This window comes from Arenibacter sp. F20364 (assembly GCF_023015905.1).
Lineage (GTDB): Bacteria > Bacteroidota > Bacteroidia > Flavobacteriales > Flavobacteriaceae > Arenibacter.
This window is the reverse complement of the sequence record NZ_JALKBD010000002.1, coordinates 140369-160454: the sequence shown is the minus strand read 5'-3', so window position 1 is coordinate 160454 and position 20086 is coordinate 140369. Positions and strand designations below refer to the sequence as shown.

The window sequence follows — 20086 nt, the reverse complement described above, 5'->3', positions numbered from 1 at the left end:
TAATACCGTGAAAGGACTCATCTTAATATTATTCTCCATAACCTCAAGCCTTTGGGCCCAAGATCCTGCATCCGTTAAGGTTATTGCACGCTCTTTGCCCAATAAGGTTTTACTTCGATGGGCAGTAGATCAGCCTTTGGCATGGAAGACCGCCAATGAGGTAGGTTTTTGGATCGAAAGAGCTACTATTTCAAGAAATCGGGAAGCTGTGGTGCCCATAGAAAGGAAACAAATGGTCGCCCAACCCCTTAAGCCAAAACCCTTGGAAGACTGGGAGGCATTGGCCAATCAAGATCAAAGTGTAGCAATATTGGCACAAGCACTATATGGTGATTCTTTTGAGGTAAGTACCCCCGGAAATCAAATGGGGCAGGTATTTGCAATTAACGATGAATTGGAGCAGCGTTTTACCTTCGCCTTGGTAGCTGCCGAACAAAATTATGAGGCCTCCAAACTAGCCGGCTGGGCCATTGAAGATGAAACTGTTATGGCAGGTGAAAAATATGTTTATTCAGTTTCCGTAGCTACCCCAGGACAAAGCATCTCCAACATCAAAAATGGGACAGTATATGCCAGTCCGGATTTGTTTGAAGCCCTACCCAAACCCATTGGTCTAACCGGTATTTTTTCTGACAAAAAAGTGGGGCTAAGTTGGAATTTTAATCTGTTGCAACATGTTTACACCAATTACCAAGTTGAGAGATCTAGAGACAATGTTAGCTTTGAAAAATTGAACGGCGTTCCCCTCTTTAGTGCCCAACAACCCAAGGACGCCACAGAGATATCTTTGTTCTACAAAGATTCTATCCCCAATAATACCAATTTCTATTATCGAGTTAAAGGAAAAACGGCTTTTGGGGAAACTGGACCAAATTCCGAAGTAATTCAAGGTATGGCAGAGGCTGACTTAGGTTTTGTCCCTCGTATATATCAAAAGCAGCTACCTACGGACAATAAGGTAATCCTCCACTGGGAATTTAAGGAGGAAGGCAATAAGCTAATTGATAAGTTTGAGTTACGCAAAGCGAATACGAACGAAGGTCCCTTTTCGACCGTGATTGATAATATTCCCATAGCGGCAAGGAAAATCACCTATGAAGGCTTGGACAGGGTTAATTACTTTGTCATAGCCGCGATAGGCAAAAACGGTGTAGAAAGTGAATCCTATGCTTCCTTAGTTCAGCCGGTGGACTCCATACCTCCCTCCCCACCAAGTGGTTTGGAAGGTGTGGTGGATACCATTGGAATCGTTAAACTAAGCTGGGCAAATAATTTGGAGGAGGATTTGGGAGGTTACCGTATTTACCGTTCCTATAATCCGAATAATGAGTTTAGTGAAGTCACTCGAGCTACTTTAATAAAAACAAGCTATGCAGATACTATTGCTGCTGCAAATTTAAACAGAAAAATATACTATAAAATATTGGCGGAAGACCAGCGCTATAATCGTTCTCAATTTTCTAATCTATTGACTATTGAAAAACCTGACAATATACCTCCTTCTTCTCCATTACTTAACAATTATGAAGTTACAACGGATGGGATAAAACTGTTTTGGATTCCAAGTAGTAGCGTTGATGTTGCTTCCCACAAGGTGTATCGAAAAAAGGGAAGTGCACAAGAAGCACTCTGGGAAAAACTACACGAATCTAGTTCCCCAATTGATTCCACTTTTATTGATTCTACGGTGGAGGAACCAAGTGTTTATAGCTATACCGTGGTGGCTACAGATTCTATTGGATTGGAAAGTCTACCATCCAAACCTATTAATATTATGTGGAACGCCCGGTCTATTAAGGAGGAGGATATTAAGTTCTCCGGAACCGTAAATCGCGAATTGCGATTTATTAACCTTACATGGAATGTCAAAGATTTTAATGTTTTGGAATACCGCTTATACAAGGGAAAAAATAATAGAAATCTAAGATTATACAAGACCTTGAATGGAACTACCGGGGGTTATAACGATGTGGATTTGGAGATAAATTCAAATTATACTTATGGGTTGCAAATTATCCTCCCCACTGGTCGGACAACTTTAATTAAGAAGTTTAATATAAAGTATTGAGAGATGTACAAGTTTTATTATTGTTTAGTAGTATTGTTCATATGTATGGCGAGCCCAAGTTTATTGAATGGCCAAGCAAATGAATATGCTTATTTGATCGAAACCAAGATCCAAGGCATTGGCTCTAATTCTCCCTATACCGAATTGACAATAAATTCGTTTCTAAATAATCGGTATTATGGGTTTGTCAAACAATATAGTCCACTTTATAACAATCAAACATATTACGATTTTTTCTTAATCCCCAATGGATTTGATAGTGCGGGTATATCCTTCATATTAGGAGGTGATAATGCATTGGTATGTGGAACTCCAGAACCTGTTAGTTTTGATTTGGATGAATTAAAAAATCGAATTTCACCTAAGTCTTATAGTTCTTGTGTTTCATTTTCCAGGATTTACCCTATACATATTAAATTACCAACAATTGCAGAGTCAACAATTTGTGCATCGGATGATATCACCCTAGAAGTTGGTTGGAACTGGCAGTATAAAATTATTAAAGAAAATTACAGTGGATCTTGGACTGATTTTGAAAATTCATATCAAAATAGACGTTCATTTCGTGTTAAATTGGAAGATTTTCTCAGTCCCTCTGAGTTGGACGGTCTAATTCAGATAAGTATAAGAACAGGTTATGGTTCAGAATTCACGAGACCAGTGTTATACGATGTTATAAACTGCTCCCCGAATCTAATTGAGGACCCAGACCCTACCAATGAAACTTGCTATGGCAACAATGACGGTAGTGTCACATTGAACTTTGATAGGAATGTGGACACAGCAAAAGATTATGAAATGCGATATTTTGTGTACCAAGGAAGCCCTAGTGATTTTACGGGCAAACCAGATGATGTATTTCCACCTCTTCCGTTTGATGAACTAAGGATAGGTGAACTAATTAATAATGGCAACGGTACATTTAGTGGGAAATCTAATCAAAACTTGGAAAGTGGTGACTACTATATCGTTTATCAAGAAGTACTTTATGACCCTAACGGTGTAGATGTTACTGTAAAGGGTGGAAAGATAACACCAAACTCCTTTAGAATAGAAAGCCCCTCAACCATAGTAGCCTCTGGTAGTATAATTGCCCCCCAAACCTGTGGTGATACCGCGAAAATAGCCTTTAGCGCCATTGGTGGCGACAATTTGGATTCATCTGGTTCCTATACGTATCAATACCGATTAAATGGAGGAGAATGGTTTCTCGCCGAACAAAACCCTCAGCATATTTCGTTGGGGGCCATGGCGCAAAATGTAGAAGTTAAGGCCTTTTATTCCGTTGGAAACTGCGAAAGTGACCCAGTACTACTTAACGGTCAGATCACTGCCGCGCCACCAAGTCTTAGTTTTGAAAATCCGAACCCCGGCATAACATCATCAATTAATGCTTCAAATGCGGTCATCAGCATATTCTATAATGGTGGAACTCCCAATTATACTTTTGAACTGACCAAGGAAAATGAAACTACCCTCGATTTCGAATCAATAACAAACCCTATTTTAATTCACAATAACCTAAACCAAACAGTTGAATTTCAAGAATTAGGAGTAGGCACCTATAAAATAACTATAACAGACAGTAACGGCTGTAGTCTCACCTCTGACAATATTGAGGTTACAACAATACCTCCCCCACAGATAGTTGATCAGCAAGTGAATCAAATATTATGTCCAAATGGAAATGATGGGAATATAACTTTATCAATTTCTGGGGGTATGCTGAATTACAACTACCAATGGACAATCAACGGAGTAATTTCCCCCATTCAAACCACAGGAAATCAAACAATTTCTTTAAACAACCTATCAGAGCCAGGAGAATATATTTTAAAAGTCGCTTCAACTGGATTTACCGATTTTAATGACCCATCAGGTTACGACAGTACTACTATCACTTTAAATATCCCTGAAGAGGTTATAATAAATTCTGCGACCCAAAATAATATTAGCTGCTTTGGAGCGCAAGATGGAAGTATAGCAATCATTGCTTCCGGGGGTTTAAGCTACGAATACAAATTGGACTTTTTCGATACATGGAAACCCCTCAATAACGGTTTAATTCCGATAACCAATGGCGGATTCTATGATGTTTATCTTAGAAACCAAAATAATTGTGAGGCCGACCCTATAATGGGTGTATTGGTAACTGAACCAAATGAACTTACCGTCACGTCAACTTCTGAAAACGCTACTTCAAACGGGGGAAATGAAGGGGGTATAACGCTTAACATATTAGGAGGAACACCATTTTCAGCACCGGCCGAACCATATGCCATTTCTTGGAACAAGGACGGTCAACCCTTTACACCTCCTACCGGACCAACCGGTTCCAATCTTATGGATTTGGAAGCCGGTGAATACACTGCCCAAATATCCGATGCCAATGGCTGTTCTCCACTTATTAACCTACCTATTATAATAGATGAGCCAGGTCCATTGGAAATTAATAGTATTTCCATTCAACAAGAAATATCCTGCCTAGGAGCCGCAGATGGAATAATCAGTGCCAATGTAACCGGGACCTCCCCAATTACTTTTGAATGGCGACTAAACGGTGCCACATTTCGCACCCTTACTGATGAAAATACCTTATCAGGTATAGGGCCAGGTGATTATCAACTTTTCCTAAACGACGGATCCTTAATTGACCCTCTGGAAAGCGAAGTAATTACTATAGCCTCACCGTTACCTATAACTACTATGGCAGACATAAGTCCAGTTTCTTGTTTTGGCGGTAATGACGGCCGCATAACAATCAATGCATTCGGAGGAACAGGAATTCTAAACTATAATATTAGTGGGCTACCTGAACAAACAAGTCCAATATTTGACAACCTGACAACTGGCACCTATAGCATAACCATAACCGATGAAAACAATTGTACATCCGTACCATTTGATGTTTTTGTTCCTGAACCAACTGCAATTCAAATATCCGACAATACGATTATACCAGTTTCTGTTGCAGGAGGCAATGATGGAGCCATTACCTTGACAATAATTGGAGGTACTGAACCATATGGATTTACTTGGTCCGGACCAAACGGGTATACGAATACAATAATGGATATCACAAGTCTTGAGGCGGGAACTTACACCCTGGAAATTCGGGATATCAACGGATGTTTTATTTTCCAAGATTTTGAAGTTTCGGAACCGGGACCTTTGGCCATTAACAGTTTAAATGCTGTTGATGTAGATTGTAATGGAAACTCAACAGGAAGTATTTCTGCAACAGTTATGGGTACAGCTCCTATAGATTATACCTGGTCCTTGGGTGGAAATATATTAAGTGTTCCAAACGTCCCAAGACTGGATAATATCCCAGCTGGAACCTACACCCTAACGGTTGACGATTCCACCGGTACCCCCACTGTTTCCCAGACTATTACAGTAAACCAGCCATTGGAGGTTTTGACAGCCGTACCATTGACAACTGACGCGAGCTGTAACGGGAGCAACGACGGTAGCTTACAATTAAACGCGACAGGAGGTACGGCTCCCTATACCTATTCCTTGGATGGCAATAATTATCAGAATTCCAATATTTTCAATAATTTATCAGCTGGATATTATACCGTCTATCTTCTTGACAATAATGACTGTATAATTACTATGGAGACCTTAGTGAACCAACCTGCACAATTAAACTTTAGAATTGATGAACAGCGCCCGCTTTCCCAAGCTAATGCTGGAGATGGAGCAATTAGCATCACGGCCTCAGGGGGCACAGGGAATTTAGTATTTAGTTGGATCGGTCCGGGAGGCTTTACTTCTTCCAATGAAGATATAAGTAATTTGGAAGAAGGGGATTATATCCTTACTATCACAGACGAAAACTATGCCCTCAACAATGGTGCAGGTTGTATTTTGATGTCCAACCCCATTAGTATTACCGAACCAGGTGAGCTCCTAATTACAATAGACCAAAGTGTCTTCCTAGAATGCAATGGCGATGATTTCGGTGAAATCATTGCTACCGTTCAAGGTGGAGTCCCGCCATATACCTACGAATGGTTTCAGGTAACAAACAGTAATACTGTCTTGGAGGAGGATACAGAAATTATTGGCAATCTCCCCGCCGGACAGTATTTTGTTAGGGTTACTGATACCAACGGGGTTTCGGCAGATGCCATTCCCTTAACCATCACACAGCCAGACGATTTGGAAATAACCGTTAACGATATCACCCATGTATTTTGCCAAGATAACCCGAAGGGAGCAATTGCGATTTCCGTATTAGGTGGCACTGGCCCATACAGCTATCTATGGAGCGATGGCTCCACCAGTCAAAATTTAATTGACTTGGAACCAGGAGAATACACTTTGGAGGTATATGATGATAATGGTTGTTTTGCAGAAACCTCCGTAACCATTAATCCTGCTACAGATCCAATACGAATTGCAAATGCCGCGGTAAGTAATAATTCCCAATACATGGCGAATGATGGTAGCATCTCTCTACAAATAGAAGGGGGTGCAACCCCATACGTTATCAATTGGATAAGTCTCTCGAACAACTTAGAATTGGGGAATAACCAAGAAATTACAAATCTGCCCATGGGCTCCTACGAAGCTACCATTACTGATGCCAATGGATGCTATATAACTAAAACCTATGTCATAACCGAACCGGATATTGCAGAAGAAACTATTTTGACTCCAACATGCGAGGGCATTTCCGATGGTAGTATTACCATTTTAGTAAATCAAGGTAATGGGAATTATACCTATAGCTGGAATACAGGAGAAACAACCAATAGTATCTCAAATTTATCTCCAGGAAATTATACGGTAAGCATTACCGGCATTGAAGACGGACCTCTAATCAGAACATATGTCCTTGAGGCTCCTATTTCCATGGCTGTCGACTTAGGAGGAGACAGAACATTATGCTCAGGACAAGAGTTGTTTTTGGATGCAAGCGTGCAAGATGCCTCCGCCATTTATTCCTGGACCTCGGATACAGGTTTTGATAGCACCGAACCAAGCGTTACTATAGAGAAAAGTGGCAATTATTCTGTTGTGGTTACCAACCAAAATGGCTGTACGGCAACAGGCAGTATTTTTGTAGATGTTAACGATGATGAAATAAATGCTGAATTCGCAGTTTCCAGTCAAGTTTTTGTCGGGGAGTCACTTATTGCAGTGGATATTAGTTATCCCTTACCTGAATCCCAAGAGTGGATTTTGCCAGATGGTGGTACGGTTATAAAACAAGATTCTGATGAAGCCGAACTTATATTTAACGAAGCCGGAGAATACGAAATTGGAATAATCACAAAAATTGGTGAATGTTGGGCTCAACAGACCAAGAAAGTGCTGGTAATGGAAAATGAAGCTTTTACTTCAGGAGAGGGCGAAGAGGATCCCAGAAAACTTATAGAAGACTTTATCATTTACCCCAATCCATCCAGTGGGGAATTCGCTGCCGATATAACCCTATCCGAAAGAGGAAATATAAGTATCAAAATCTTCAACTTCGCCAACAACGCCCTAATGGCTTCTCAAAAAGCCAGAGGGGAATCTTCCTATACCATTCCTTTTGATATCTCTGGATTGCCATCTGGGGTATATGCAGTTCTGCTGGAGACCCCATTTGGCAATTCCCTAAGAAAAGTAATCCTAAAATAAAATATTCAAAAGAAGAGATAAGGACCGATTTTTTCCTGTCAAGTTTTACATGTTGTAACTATAGTTGTATATCGCTATATGGTTGTATAAATAGGAAAAATCATATTGTTGGATATATTATAACCCTGTTTAATAGAATTGGAATCTAAATTTTAAAGCCAATGCAACCAATTCTAGTATTGATTTGAAAAGGTCCAAAAAATAAGGCCCTAATTAGGGATGTCCCAAAAATGTAGGAAAGAACTCTAAAATTCATGAATTTTAGAGTTCTTTTTTTACTATTCCGCAACAATCCATTTTCCTTAAGATATATTTAACGATCGTATGTGCTATGCTTTTAACTCGGCTGGCATGCAATTAAAAACAATTAACTAACTAAAAAATTTATTTATGAAGATTACACTAGGTAAATGCCTACTGCTGGCAGGAGCATTTTTATGTTTCGGACTGGCGGGGGCACAAACAGTGACAGGAAATGTTTCGGATGGATCCGGACCCTTGCCTGGGGCGAACGTATTGGTTAAAGGTACAACCAACGGAACCCAAACAGATTTTGACGGTAACTACTCATTGGATAATGTAAGTAGTAATGCCACCTTGGTTTTCAGTTATATTGGTTTCAAAACCATGGAAATTGGTGTAAACGGAAGATCAACGGTTGATGCCGTTATGGAAGAAGATGCCAGCGAACTGGAAGAGGTAGTATTAATCGGTTACGGTAGTCAGCGAAAATCGGATCTTACCGGTGCCGTAGGCCAAGTAGATGCCGAACAGCTTCAAGAGCGTCCTGCAACCTCATTGAATCAGGCCTTATCCGGTAAGATTGCAGGGGTTCAGGTAAACACCAACTCGGGTCGTCCAGGTGGTAAATCCAACATTCGGGTTAGGGGTTTTAGTTCTATAAACTCTTCCAACAACCCGCTATACGTTATAGATGGGGTTCAGTTGCCACAGGGTAATCAAGCTAACTTTAGTTCGGCTATTGATTATCTAAATCCCAACGATGTAGTATCCATTGAAGTATTAAAAGATGCTTCCTCAACTGCCATCTACGGTGCTCGTGGTGCCAATGGTGTTATTTTGGTGACCACTAAAAGAGGTCGCGCGGGGCAAGGTAGGGTTACTTACGATGTGGAGTACAGTGTTAACCAATTTGGACCCAACAGGGCCAAGGTTTTAAATTCCGAGCAATATGCCATGATAGAACAACTTTCATGGGAAAACACACAGAAATTTGATCCTGCTGGATGGGCAGCTGGGAACTATGCACAGTACGAGCCAAGACTGAAAAGAGCTAATCCAAATGTTGCTTATTTGTTTGATAGTGACGGCAAGGCAATCTATGATACGGATTGGTCCAAAGAAGTGGTACAACATAAGTTATCACAAAACCATCAGGTGGGCTTTTCAGGCGGTAACGAAAGAACAACATATGCCATCTCCCTTGGTATTAGGGATGAACAAGGTCTTTTGAAAAACACATATCTAAAGCGCTATTCAGGACGTTTTTCAATAGATGATCAAATTAAAACATGGTTAAAGATCGGAGGCTCCCTTAGCTATAATAACCAAACAGAGAACTTGGCCGACACCAATGACCAAGTGCCACGTAGAATGGTGGAAGATTATCCTTTTTACCCAGCTCCTTTTCATACTGGAGGCCCATTGGAAGGTCTATATGCCAATAACAGGGATTACCCCTATGCAGAAGGTACCCGAAATTCTGTGAACTGGCTTGATAATAATGAGTATATATTAAATACCCAAACAACGGCCGGTAGTTTTTATACCAATCTTAATTTTACCAAAGAGTTGGAAATGAGGACTGTAATCGGCGCCAATATCCTTACCCAAGAGAACAATGAATTCCGAAACAGTGTACTGGATAACAATGCGGTAGCCAGAGCTCAAGCGAGCAATGAAAAGCAGACATTCTGGTCTATTGAAAACTACTTGACCTATAATAAGGAAATCAATGAAAACAATTCATTGACGGCCTTATTGGGGGTGTCCTGGCAACAATCCAATCAATTCTTTGTCAATGCGGATTCCAGAAATTTCCCTACTGATTATTTTAAATTCAACAACTTGGGTGCAGGATCCGATAATATAGCAGTACAATCCTTTGCTGACAGGGAAGCATTGAACTCCTATTTTGGGCGATTGAATTATAACCTCTACGGCAAGTACCTATTTACAGTTACGGGTAGGGCAGATGGTTCGTCGAAATTTGGAGACAACAATAAGTTTTCCTTCTTCCCCTCAGCCGCAGTTGCCTGGAGGATTTCGGACGAGGATTTTCTTGTAGACAATGCTCTAATTTCCAACCTAAAACTTAGAACCAGTTATGGGGTTACAGGTAACTCCGAAATACCACCCTATTCTTCCTTATCACTTTTGAGCTCCAACTATGCAACCATATGGAACGACAGTCGTGTGGGAGGAACCGGTCTAAATAGATTGGCGAATCCAGATTTGAAATGGGAAAAAACCGCGCAGTACGATGTTGGGTTAGAATTAGGATTATTTGATAATAGAATTAGCGTGGAAGCTGATTATTACTATAGGAAAACCACAGATATGCTTTTGGATGCCCCTGTACCACAATCCAGTGGGTATGCTACCATAAGAAGAAATGTTGGATCTATGGAGAACAAGGGTCTTGAATTAGGACTTTCTACAAAGAACATAATGACGAATGATGTAACTTGGAATACTTCCTTTAATATATCTATGAACAGGAATAAAGTACTTTCTCTGGCCACACCATCGGATATTTTTGGTGTAGGTGGACCTGGAATAACCAACGAAACCAGTATTATTAGGGTTGGTGAGCCTGTAGGTGCCTTCTGGGGCCTTACCCGTTTGGGTACTTGGGGTACAGATGAGGCCGCAGAAGCCGCTAAATTTGTAAGTTATAGAAACGGTCTTACCATTTTACCTGGAGATATAAAATATAAGGATTTTAACGGGGATTATATTATAAATGATGAGGATAGGTCCATTATAGGAAACGGTTACCCAACAGCATGGGGAACACTTACCAACTATGTTTCCTTTAAAAACATTGATTTTACCTTGGAACTTCAATATTCTTGGGGTAACGATGTTATGGATATGAACCTGCACTCCAGTGAAGATAGGCAGGCTCTTGCCAATAGTTACACCACAGTATTGGATGCCTGGACTCCTGATAATCAAGACACCATGATTGCCCAGGTTAGGGATACACGTGCCGGTTATGTGACCAACGTGGATTCACATTGGGTAAAGGACGGTTCTTTTGTACGTGGTAGGAACATTATGTTAGGCTATACTTTTGATCAAAACTTGGTTGAGAGTATGCATTTGAATAAATTGAGACTGTACGCTTCGGCACAAAATTTCTTTTTGTTGACCCATGATGAACTACTAGGAGATCCCGAGGTAACCCCTATTCGTGGTGGCGAAGGTAACAATGTCTTTTCACAAGGAATGAAATGGCATGAATATCCAAAATCGACAACATTCGTAATTGGTCTGCAAGTCGGTCTGTAATTAATAAAATTTAAAATAAGATATTATGAAATTTGATATAAAAAAACACATTGGAAAGTTTTACCTCTGTTTGCTAATGTTGCTTACAACAGTGGGTTGTTCCGATTTTTTGGATGAATCCGATCCATCAAATCTAACTCCGGACAGTTTTTACACTACGGCCAAACATGCCGAATCGGCTATTGCTGCTGTATATGCTGATGCTAGGTTTGTGGGTAATGGTGCAGGGATCTTCTCATCGAACTGGCAGTTATTGGAAGCTCCCACCGGAACTTCCACTACCCAAACGGCACAGAACTCCGATTTGAACAACTTGTATTCCTTGTCCTACGATGCAAATACATTACATATCAGGAACTGGTGGAGAGGAGTGTACAAGCTTATAGCCAATACCAATTTGGTACTTGAAAATGTACCCGGTATTGATATGGACGAGGCACAGAAGAACAAAGTATTGGGGGAAGCCAGATTTTTTAGGGCTTGGGGTTATTTTTACGCTGTTAGACTTTGGGGTGATGTTCCTTTGATCACATTGCCACAAAGTGCTACTTCAGAGGATTTTAATCCAACACGTAGCCCACAAAAAGCCGTGTACGATCAAATTGTAGCTGATCTGTTGGCGGCCGAAGGTGCAGGGTTATCATGGACAGATGAAAGTGGCAGGGTATCCCAGGCTGCGGTTAAATCCTTATTGGCCAAGGTATATCTTACTATGGCCGGGAATCCTCTTAATGAGACCGCACGTTATGCCGATGCTGCCAATAAGGCTAAAGAAGTTATCGATAACGCCGGAACATTAGGTCTTTTTGATACCTATGGCGAGGTCCACGATGAAAATCTAGAAAACATCGTTGAGCATGTTTTTAGCCTACAATACAATGATGAAGTTGCTGGAAACCCAATGGGCAATATGTTCCCCAATTTCCAGCCAGTTACTTATAGAGGACCATCAGGAACAGGAAGTACGGTACCTGAAATTGAATTCTATAACTCCTATGAGGCCGGAGACCTTAGAGCGGTAGACCGTGAAGGCTGGTTTTATAGCAATTACTATACTAATGGTAGTGGTGAACTTTTCGATTTGGGTGCGCCTTATATTTTTAAGCACTTCAATGTTACTGCCAACGGTACTTTTGGTGTTCCAGGTACGGCAAAGGACAACCTGAATATGCCTATTATTCGCTTTGCCGAGGTATTGTTGATCTATGCTGAAGCATCCAATGAGGCCACAGGACCCAATCAGGCTGCAGTTGATGCCTTGACAAGAATAAGGGATCGTGCCGAGTTGACAACCCCTCTTCTTGGAGCTTTCACTCAAGCTTCCTTAAGGGAGGCTGTCTGGAAGGAAAGATGGCATGAGCTATGCTATGAACAAATTACATGGTTCGATATGGTACGTCTTAGAAAAGTACTGAACAGTGCAACAGGGACTTTTGATGATTTTGTAGGACATGTTAACCTTAGTTCGGATCAGGCGCTGCAGGAAAAGCATTTGCTGTTTCCTCTACCTGAACAAGAAATGATCAACAATCCAAACTTAACACCACAAAACCCCGGGTATAATTAATAAAGCCCTTAAAAAGATTAATTCATATGGCAATATGGGTTAAGGTTTGAGTTAATTAGTTTTTATTATTTTAATGTAAAGGCAGTATCCAGTATGGATGCTGCCTTTTTCTTTTGTTATGCCTATTGATATAGGAATGCGACCAACGGATGGTAATCAGCCTTATTTAAACACATGGGGCCACTTAACTTATAACTTACTGTACTTGGAAAAAACGGTATGGTTTGGGACAGGACCAATTGTAAGGTATTTTATGAACTTCTATTGATTTATAAGCAGTAACCAGAATACAAAGCTTTGAAGAACAAAGGACCATAAATGAGCCATTTAAAATATAACTATCTTTTAAATATACTGTTTGCCTTACTAGCCTATCCTTTTTAATTTATATGGAGGTTTAAGGGATTTATTCTTAATTTCGAAGCTGTTGTTAAGTTCATTGATAAAGTTGGACGGCAGAATACCCAACCTTTTTTTGAAAGCTGCGTTGAAGGTGTTTAAGTTATTATAGCCCAAAGAAAACGCGATATAACTCAATTTACTGTTCCTGAATTCTATATCCTTGAGTAATTTAGGCAGTAGGAAGTTTATCCTTAGTTCGTTTATATAGTTGTTGAAGTTGGATTTTTTTTCCTGATTTATGACTTGTGATAAATATTTGGGATTGGTTTTTAATTGTTCGGAAAGTTGATGTAAATTACATTGTGGGTCCAAGAAAAAGTTTTCTTTTTCCAAGTTTGCCAGTTTGGTCAAAATAATATTTTTAATATCCTTGTCAATTCTAGGCTGTGTCTTTGGGATATCCGCACTTTTTCTTTCTACGGACCATTGGGTTTCCGCAAATTGAATTTCACTGAGTTTTTCACTCATTCTCAGCTGAATTGCTGCCAGGTCGACCGTTCTGAGAAGCAATAATTTATTTTTCTTTTTCACTTTCAGATAAGAGAAAAGTGAAATACTACTAGTGATCAGCAGTAGAATTAAAATAATGATGATGCCCCTAAATTTTGCTTTCTGGGCTATATTCTCCAATTCCAGGATTTTCTTCCTTTGCACCACCTCTTTTATTTTTCTTTTAGTCTCTAGAATTACAATTTTTTGTTCCTTTTCATTGGAGAAAAGTGAATCATTTAGCGCTTGGTATAATATTTTATAATCCTTGGATTTGGTTGGCTGTTCTGTTTTTTCGTAAAGTTCGCTCAGTACTAAGCTGTTGCGCTTTATAACGTCGAAAGCATCGATGTTCTCAGCTGCTTCAATACTTTTTTCATAATTTATAATTGCCTCAGAGGTGTCCTTGGTCTTCAAATATAATTCAGCTTGTACCGTCAATGCCCTTGGAATTCTAAAACGATAATTATTTTCAAAATTAATTTCCAATGCCTTGGAAATATGGTTTAAGGCCTTTTCATGCTCCCCTGTGGTCATGTAAATATGTGCCATATTACTATGTACGGAGGCTGAGATATAACTGCCTGCAGGAGGGAGTTTTTTTTCCATTTCTAGAAAAAATGCGTATACTTTTAGGGCTCCTTTGGGGTCGTTCAATTTGGCCGTCATTCGGGCAATTTCATCTATTTTTGGGTAGATGTATTGCGTTTTCTTGAGTTTAAGGATATAGTGTAGGCCTTTGAGGCAATAGCTCAAGGATTTTGAATAGTTCTCTATTCTTAAATAATAATGGGATAAAGCGGAATTGGCCTTCATTAAAAGATAGTCGTTTTTGCTTTTTTCTCCGCTATCCAAAAGTCTTAGACCTGTTTCCAGTGCCCTGTCATATTCTCCACGTTCCGTATAAATGTAGGACTTTAAAGTTGAAATATCAGCGAAAATCTCCGGGTAAGTTGTAGTGCCAACTACTTTTTGAATTTCAAGGACCATTTTCATGGACTCCTCAAAATCACCTAGGACAAACAAAAAATAGGCCCTGTTGTAGTTTGCCTTGAGTACTCCTTCCCTAAATGCCAATTTCTCCGAAAGGGCCATGGCCTGATCGTTATAATTGTTGGCCAATTCGGCAGATTTATAGATATAGGCAGTGTATAGGCTTAATAAAGTTAACGCTTTGTCCTTGCCCTGAGCATGTTCATTTTTCTGGAGCAAAAACTCAATGTCCAAAAACTCCTCCTTAAAGACATCCCTATAATCGACTAAATTTTCGACAGCATTTAAATAGTGGTCCACAGAATCTATCTGCCTATCAATAGCGCATAAATGATTAAAAAAGAAAAATATGGACAGCAGAAATATGGTTTTGGTCAAGTTCATGGTTGGTTTTTTTAATTCTTAATGTCTTTGGGGGTACTTAAGCGAACCTTATCTATTATTTTTTTAGATCATATGATGCCTTTATTGTTGGAACGGTCAAAAATATTATACTAAAGTCTTAACATCTGTATGTCAGTAAAATATTGTTAAATATACATATAGGTAGATAAATATAATGTAAAATTATAGACAGGTTTGTATTAATTATGCAAAGGTTTGCATAAATTCCTATTTAGATAAAATTAGGGTCTCGGTCTCGAAGTCAATGATATCTTGTATATAATTGGTAGAACGTGCACTTTCTTGGCATGGAGGTATCCATTCAAGTTAACCCTCTCCCTAATCCCGCCACAACTCTTTGTCATAGATCGCTATTAAATGGGTCCTAATATTAAAAGAGGTTTCCAGACTATCTTGGTCCAACTGTACCATCATGGCCTGGGAAGGGGTAGTAGGCATATGACAGCTAATACAATTGTTTGCCATTATATGCTTGTCCGTGGTAGTCTTGGAACATAGCATAGCGTCTTTACTATGGCATCCTATGCATTTCGCATTGAAATATGAGGTATTTCCCCGCTCTTTCTTGTGGGGATCATGACAGGTGCTACAGTCCATTGTAGCGGTCTGCTTAAAACATTCGCTTCTGGTCAGCAGCCCATATTGATTGCCGTGGACGTCCAATTTAGCTACCCTATCTCCCCGATCAACATTCTTGGTATATTGGTCCAGATCTTCTCCCGTAGCGTAAGAAAAGGAATTCCCCTTCAAAACTATGCTTCGTGGTCCAGAATGACATTGGGCACATAGATCCAAGCGCTGCTGGCGGTTTAAGTCCTCAATTTTTAGGGTAAATTTAGCCTCCATTGCCTCGGGATTCTCCCTGTGATACACTACATGCTCAACAGACGGGCCATGGCAGCGCTCACAGTCTATCCCATAAATCAACTGCGATTTGTCAAAGTGGTTGCCTTTAGGGGAAGGTTCTACACTTTTAGCAAAGGTGATATGGCATTTAAGACAGGCATCCCGTATGGGCCTAGGCTCATCGTAATAGGTAGGATAGCCCGGACTGTTCACCCAACTGTCCGTAGGCGTATAATAGGAAGTTTGTAATTGATATAAGTTGTCCTTTTCCCATGTAAGATAGGACTGCCCCCTAACTCCCGATCCAATGACAATATCAAATTTTGCAGGTGGAATCTCGGCACTCCTATTTTTGATCCTGGTATGTTGATAAAAATCTTCCCCATCCGCCCTCATAACAAACTCCACATTCTTAAGGTCCAAAATGTTTGAACCTTCCTCAAAACTACCCTTTATATTGGAGGAATCCGCTATGGCCCCACTATTAAAATGTGCTGTCTTTAAGTGGGTGTTATAAATGTCCGCATGGCACTCCATACAGGTTTTGGAACCTACAAAATGCCCTCCATTGTCATGCGTTGCCAATACTTGGGGATTGTAATAATCGGATTCCGATTTTACATTTTTGCAATAATACACGAAAGTGCTTAGACCCAACAGCGCTATAACCATTATGACATTCTTAAAGAATTTTTTATTGATTATAGCCATATAAAACCCCTACGCTTTTCTTTTTTATGCTGAAATAAACCCAACACTAGTATTGAGTGTTGGGTCTAATTTTATTACCAACTAATCAGTTCACCTTTATCATTTGCATGAAATCGTCGTTTTTGGCCACCAAAATATGTTTTTGACCTTTTACAGTTAATAGCTCCATGCCGCGAACATCTCCCACAATTTTTAAACCGGATTCCATCATGGTCTTGGCCATAAAATTTCCACTGCCATCCCCTTGAAGGTAGAGTCCAAAACTAGCATCGCCCCTGGGTGTTTCCACCTCGGCATTATACAAATTACCCGCCAAGACCACATCCAAGTTTCCGTCCTTGTTGAAGTCGTCTACCACGAATTTGTTGATACTTGAAATCTGCGCCAATTGGGGCAATGGCCTTGCGGTAAACACCCCATTATTGTTCTCAAGATAAATACTGGCAAAAGAATTAATCTCATAGCTCAATGATTCCTCCAACATCTTAGGAGTATAGATTTGCTTCAATGTTGCACTTGCGAACGAATTATAGTCCTGGAACTTCACCTTTATAGCTGGCATTTGTTGGGAAGAGCATTGCCGTCCCCTAACCGGAAATTCCGTTTCCCCTTTCTTATAGCTAAGCACTATGTCTGAAGTTTCATTGCTGTCAAAATCATTTAAATACACTTTAAAGGGCGACTTGGAACTGGCCTGATATTTATAATTTTTACCCAAATTACCTACTACCAAGTCCTGATCCCCATCATTGTCAAAATCCCCTTTTTCTACCGAGAACCACCAACCTGAAGTATTGCCTTGAACCAGTTGATCGGATACATCTTCAAAAACACCTTTTACATTCCTATAGAATTTGATGGGCATCCATTCCCCAACGATTACCAAGTCTTCCCATCCATCATTATCAAAATCGACCCAAGTGGAGGAGGTTACCAGTCCCAAAGATTTTAGGCCGGGAAAGACTTTGTCTGTAGCATCAATAAATTTTATCCCCTTGGCCGTACTAACATTTTCCAAGATATAGGAATCCGCCGGAAAGGGGTATTTTTTGGGAACAAGCCTACCGCCAACAAATAAGTCTAGATCCCCATCCTTGTCGAAATCTGAAGCTGTAACATTCATCCCGCTTATTTTAAAATCGGGTAAAGCTTCTGTGTTGCGCTTAAATTTATTTGTTCCCATATTCTCAAACAAACGATCCTCATATCCAGGCGATTGTGGCAAATATTCGTTGCCCCCGCTGGCCATGTAAAAATCATTATCCCCGTCATTGTCCGCATCGAAGATCAAAATCCCCAAATCCTCATAATACTGGTCATCATCCAGGTCATCAACTTCTATTTTTACAAATTCTCCTTCTGTAGTTTGTGTGTAAACAGCCGCTCTTTGACCAACTGCACCTCCTACCACATAATCGTCCAAACCATCCCCGTTTAAATCCCCTGTGGCCAGTGCAGGCCCCAAGGTAGAGTTTTTATGAGGCAGCAATACCTCTGCCTCAAAATCATCGAATTTATTTTCAGTGTGCTTAAAAATAGTTGGTGTTTCCAACGTTTCAAATTGTTTGATTTCCTTTTTATTGTCAGGGTGGGAGTTGACGACCTTGTTAACTTCATAATTAATGTTCAATCGTTGGTTGGCCTTAATTTGATTTAATTTCGTAATTGTTCCATTAGGCCAATGCACCACTATACTATCGACCTCCTTGACTTTACCAAGACCAAAATGCATTAAAGGGGTGACGGAAGATAAATATCCGCGCACCGTACTATATTCCTGCACTTGCATTCCATCATCTGTAAAAATTGAGACCCTACTTCCGTTCGGCAACACTTTTTCCCCTCCATTGAGGCTTATGGACAATTGATTATTACCCATTGAATTGTTGCGATAAATACTGGCCGAATCTTCCAAATTGTTGATGATCAGGTCCAAATCCCCATCATTGTCCAGATCTGAATAGGCCACTCCATTGGAAAAAGTCTTTTCTTCAAAACCCCATTCATCCGTTTTTTTGGTAAAGGTCAGATCCCTGTTGTTCTGGAACATATAATTGCTCAACTTTTCTGAGGGCAACTGTTCCAAATATTCCAACAACCCGACCTCCTCTTCCTTATCTTTATACTCTGGATCCTTTTCCATTTTATTGAAAAACTCCCTATGCTTGGCATAGAAGTCCTTATTGTTTACATCCCTACGGATACCGTTGGTAATAAACAGATCTTTCCAACCGTCATTGTCAAAATCTGCCATAAGTCCGCCCCAACTCCAATCTGTGGACGATACCCCGGCCAGTCTGGCTACATTACTGAACAGGGGTAGCTCACCAGCTTCATTTCCATTATTCATTTGAAGGGAATTCTGCATATATTGATGGTTAAAACCGACCGCTACCGATCTATAAAATGCTTCTGGATTCATAGAGGACATATTGGCCTTGGATCTAAAGTTGTCCTCGGCAGACATATCCAACTGAAAAATATCCATAAACCCATCATTATTAAAATCGGCAATATCCGCGCCCATGCCATAAAAAGAAGTCTGCTGCAGTGAGGAATTGATTTGATTGGTGAAAGTACCATCTTGGTTGTTGATAAATAAAAAATCCGGGGCACTAAAATCATTGGAAACGTAGATGTCCATATAGCCATCGTTATTTACATCCGATGCAACAACCCCCAAGCTAAGACCAAAAGTACTTAGACCCGCCTCTAGTGTTACATCCGTAAAATGGCCGTTGTCATTTCGATATAGCCTATCGGAGTCTTTTAATTCATGATTGTCCAACATATATTCGTAATACTCCACAGGTGCTATAAAACTGGTAGGAGGATAATTGATTACGTATAAATCCAGATCACCATCATTATCATAATCAAAAAAGGTAGACTGCATGCTTATACCATCACAATCTATTCCGTATTCCGCGGCTTTTTCGGTAAAGGTATTGTCTTGGTTATTTATATAAAGTACATTATTGTTGGGACCATTTTTCCCCCCTACGGAACAATATATATCCAAATAACCATCCTTATTGATATCTACAAATGTAGTCCCCGAATACCAACGCTCATCGCCCGTTATACCGGCACTTTCTGAAATATCCTCAAATTTCAGATCACCCTTATTTAAATAGAGCTTATTGGCCACCATATTCCCGGTAAAAAAGATATCCTCCAGTCCGTCATTGTTTACGTCGCCTACAGAAACTCCTCCCCCCAAATACATATAGGGATAGGTAAAGTAGTTGTACTTATGGGTTTCCGTGAGTTTATTTTTAAAATCTACCCCAGTCGCGGTAGCATCCAATTTGGAAAACAGTTGGGACGACTTTGGTTCACATGATACCATTAAGAGTATCAAAAAAATAAAATAAATAAATCTTTGCATCATAAATCGGTATTACATAACATCCCTAAAATAAGAA

7 protein-coding genes are annotated in these 20086 nt (G+C 40.0%); 4 read left to right on the top strand and 3 right to left on the bottom strand.

Annotation, left to right across the window (positions count from 1 at the left end):
* Window positions 1-7: 7 nt before the first annotated feature.
* The 4 genes from MWU84_RS02115 (at window position 8) to MWU84_RS02100 (ending at window position 12812) form a co-directional block, all read left to right on the top strand.
* Window positions 8-2068: a hypothetical protein gene (locus MWU84_RS02115; protein ID WP_246897682.1), complete on the top strand. Its 2061-nt coding sequence runs from the start codon at window positions 8-10 to the stop codon at window positions 2066-2068.
* 3 nt (window positions 2069-2071) lie between these two features.
* Window positions 2072-7708 (top strand): T9SS type A sorting domain-containing protein, encoded by a 5637-nt coding sequence (locus tag MWU84_RS02110; protein ID WP_246897680.1) that lies wholly within the window; start codon window positions 2072-2074, stop codon window positions 7706-7708.
* A 390-nt stretch (window positions 7709-8098) separates the two neighbouring features.
* Window positions 8099-11245: a TonB-dependent receptor gene (locus MWU84_RS02105; protein ID WP_246897678.1), complete on the top strand. Its 3147-nt coding sequence runs from the start codon at window positions 8099-8101 to the stop codon at window positions 11243-11245.
* A 25-nt stretch (window positions 11246-11270) separates the two neighbouring features.
* Window positions 11271-12812 carry a RagB/SusD family nutrient uptake outer membrane protein gene (locus tag MWU84_RS02100; protein WP_246897676.1) on the top strand — a complete coding sequence of 514 codons (1542 nt, stop codon included), beginning with the start codon at window positions 11271-11273 and terminating at the stop codon, window positions 12810-12812.
* Window positions 12813-13178: 366 nt separating this feature from the next.
* On the opposite strand, the gene MWU84_RS02095 is transcribed toward MWU84_RS02100, so the two are convergent.
* The 3 genes from MWU84_RS02095 to MWU84_RS02085 form a co-directional block, all read right to left on the bottom strand.
* Entirely contained in the window at window positions 13179-15080 is a 1902-nt protein-coding gene (locus MWU84_RS02095) for an AraC family transcriptional regulator (protein WP_246897673.1), read from the bottom strand.
* Between the two features lie 339 nt (window positions 15081-15419).
* Window positions 15420-16619: a cytochrome c family protein gene (locus tag MWU84_RS02090; RefSeq protein WP_246897671.1), complete on the bottom strand. Its 1200-nt coding sequence runs from the start codon at window positions 16617-16619 to the stop codon at window positions 15420-15422.
* 124 nt (window positions 16620-16743) lie between these two features.
* Window positions 16744-20052, bottom strand: coding sequence for a VCBS repeat-containing protein (locus MWU84_RS02085; RefSeq protein WP_246897668.1), 3309 nt, complete (start codon window positions 20050-20052; stop codon window positions 16744-16746).
* Window positions 20053-20086 lie beyond the last annotated feature (34 nt).

Bases quoted from the DNA above. Each gene is read 5' to 3' on its own strand.
- MWU84_RS02110 (WP_246897680.1), top strand. From the start codon at position 2,072: ATGTACAAGTTTTATTATTGTTTAGTAGTATTGTTCATATGTATGGCG.
- MWU84_RS02095 (WP_246897673.1), bottom strand. From the start codon at position 15,080: ATGAACTTGACCAAAACCATATTTCTGCTGTCCATATTTTTCTTTTTT.
- MWU84_RS02085 (WP_246897668.1), bottom strand. From the start codon at position 20,052: ATGATGCAAAGATTTATTTATTTTATTTTTTTGATACTCTTAATGGTA.
- MWU84_RS02090 (WP_246897671.1), bottom strand. From the start codon at position 16,619: ATGGTTATAGCGCTGTTGGGTCTAAGCACTTTCGTGTATTATTGCAAA.
- MWU84_RS02105 (WP_246897678.1), top strand. From the start codon at position 8,099: ATGAAGATTACACTAGGTAAATGCCTACTGCTGGCAGGAGCATTTTTA.
- MWU84_RS02100 (WP_246897676.1), top strand. From the start codon at position 11,271: ATGAAATTTGATATAAAAAAACACATTGGAAAGTTTTACCTCTGTTTG.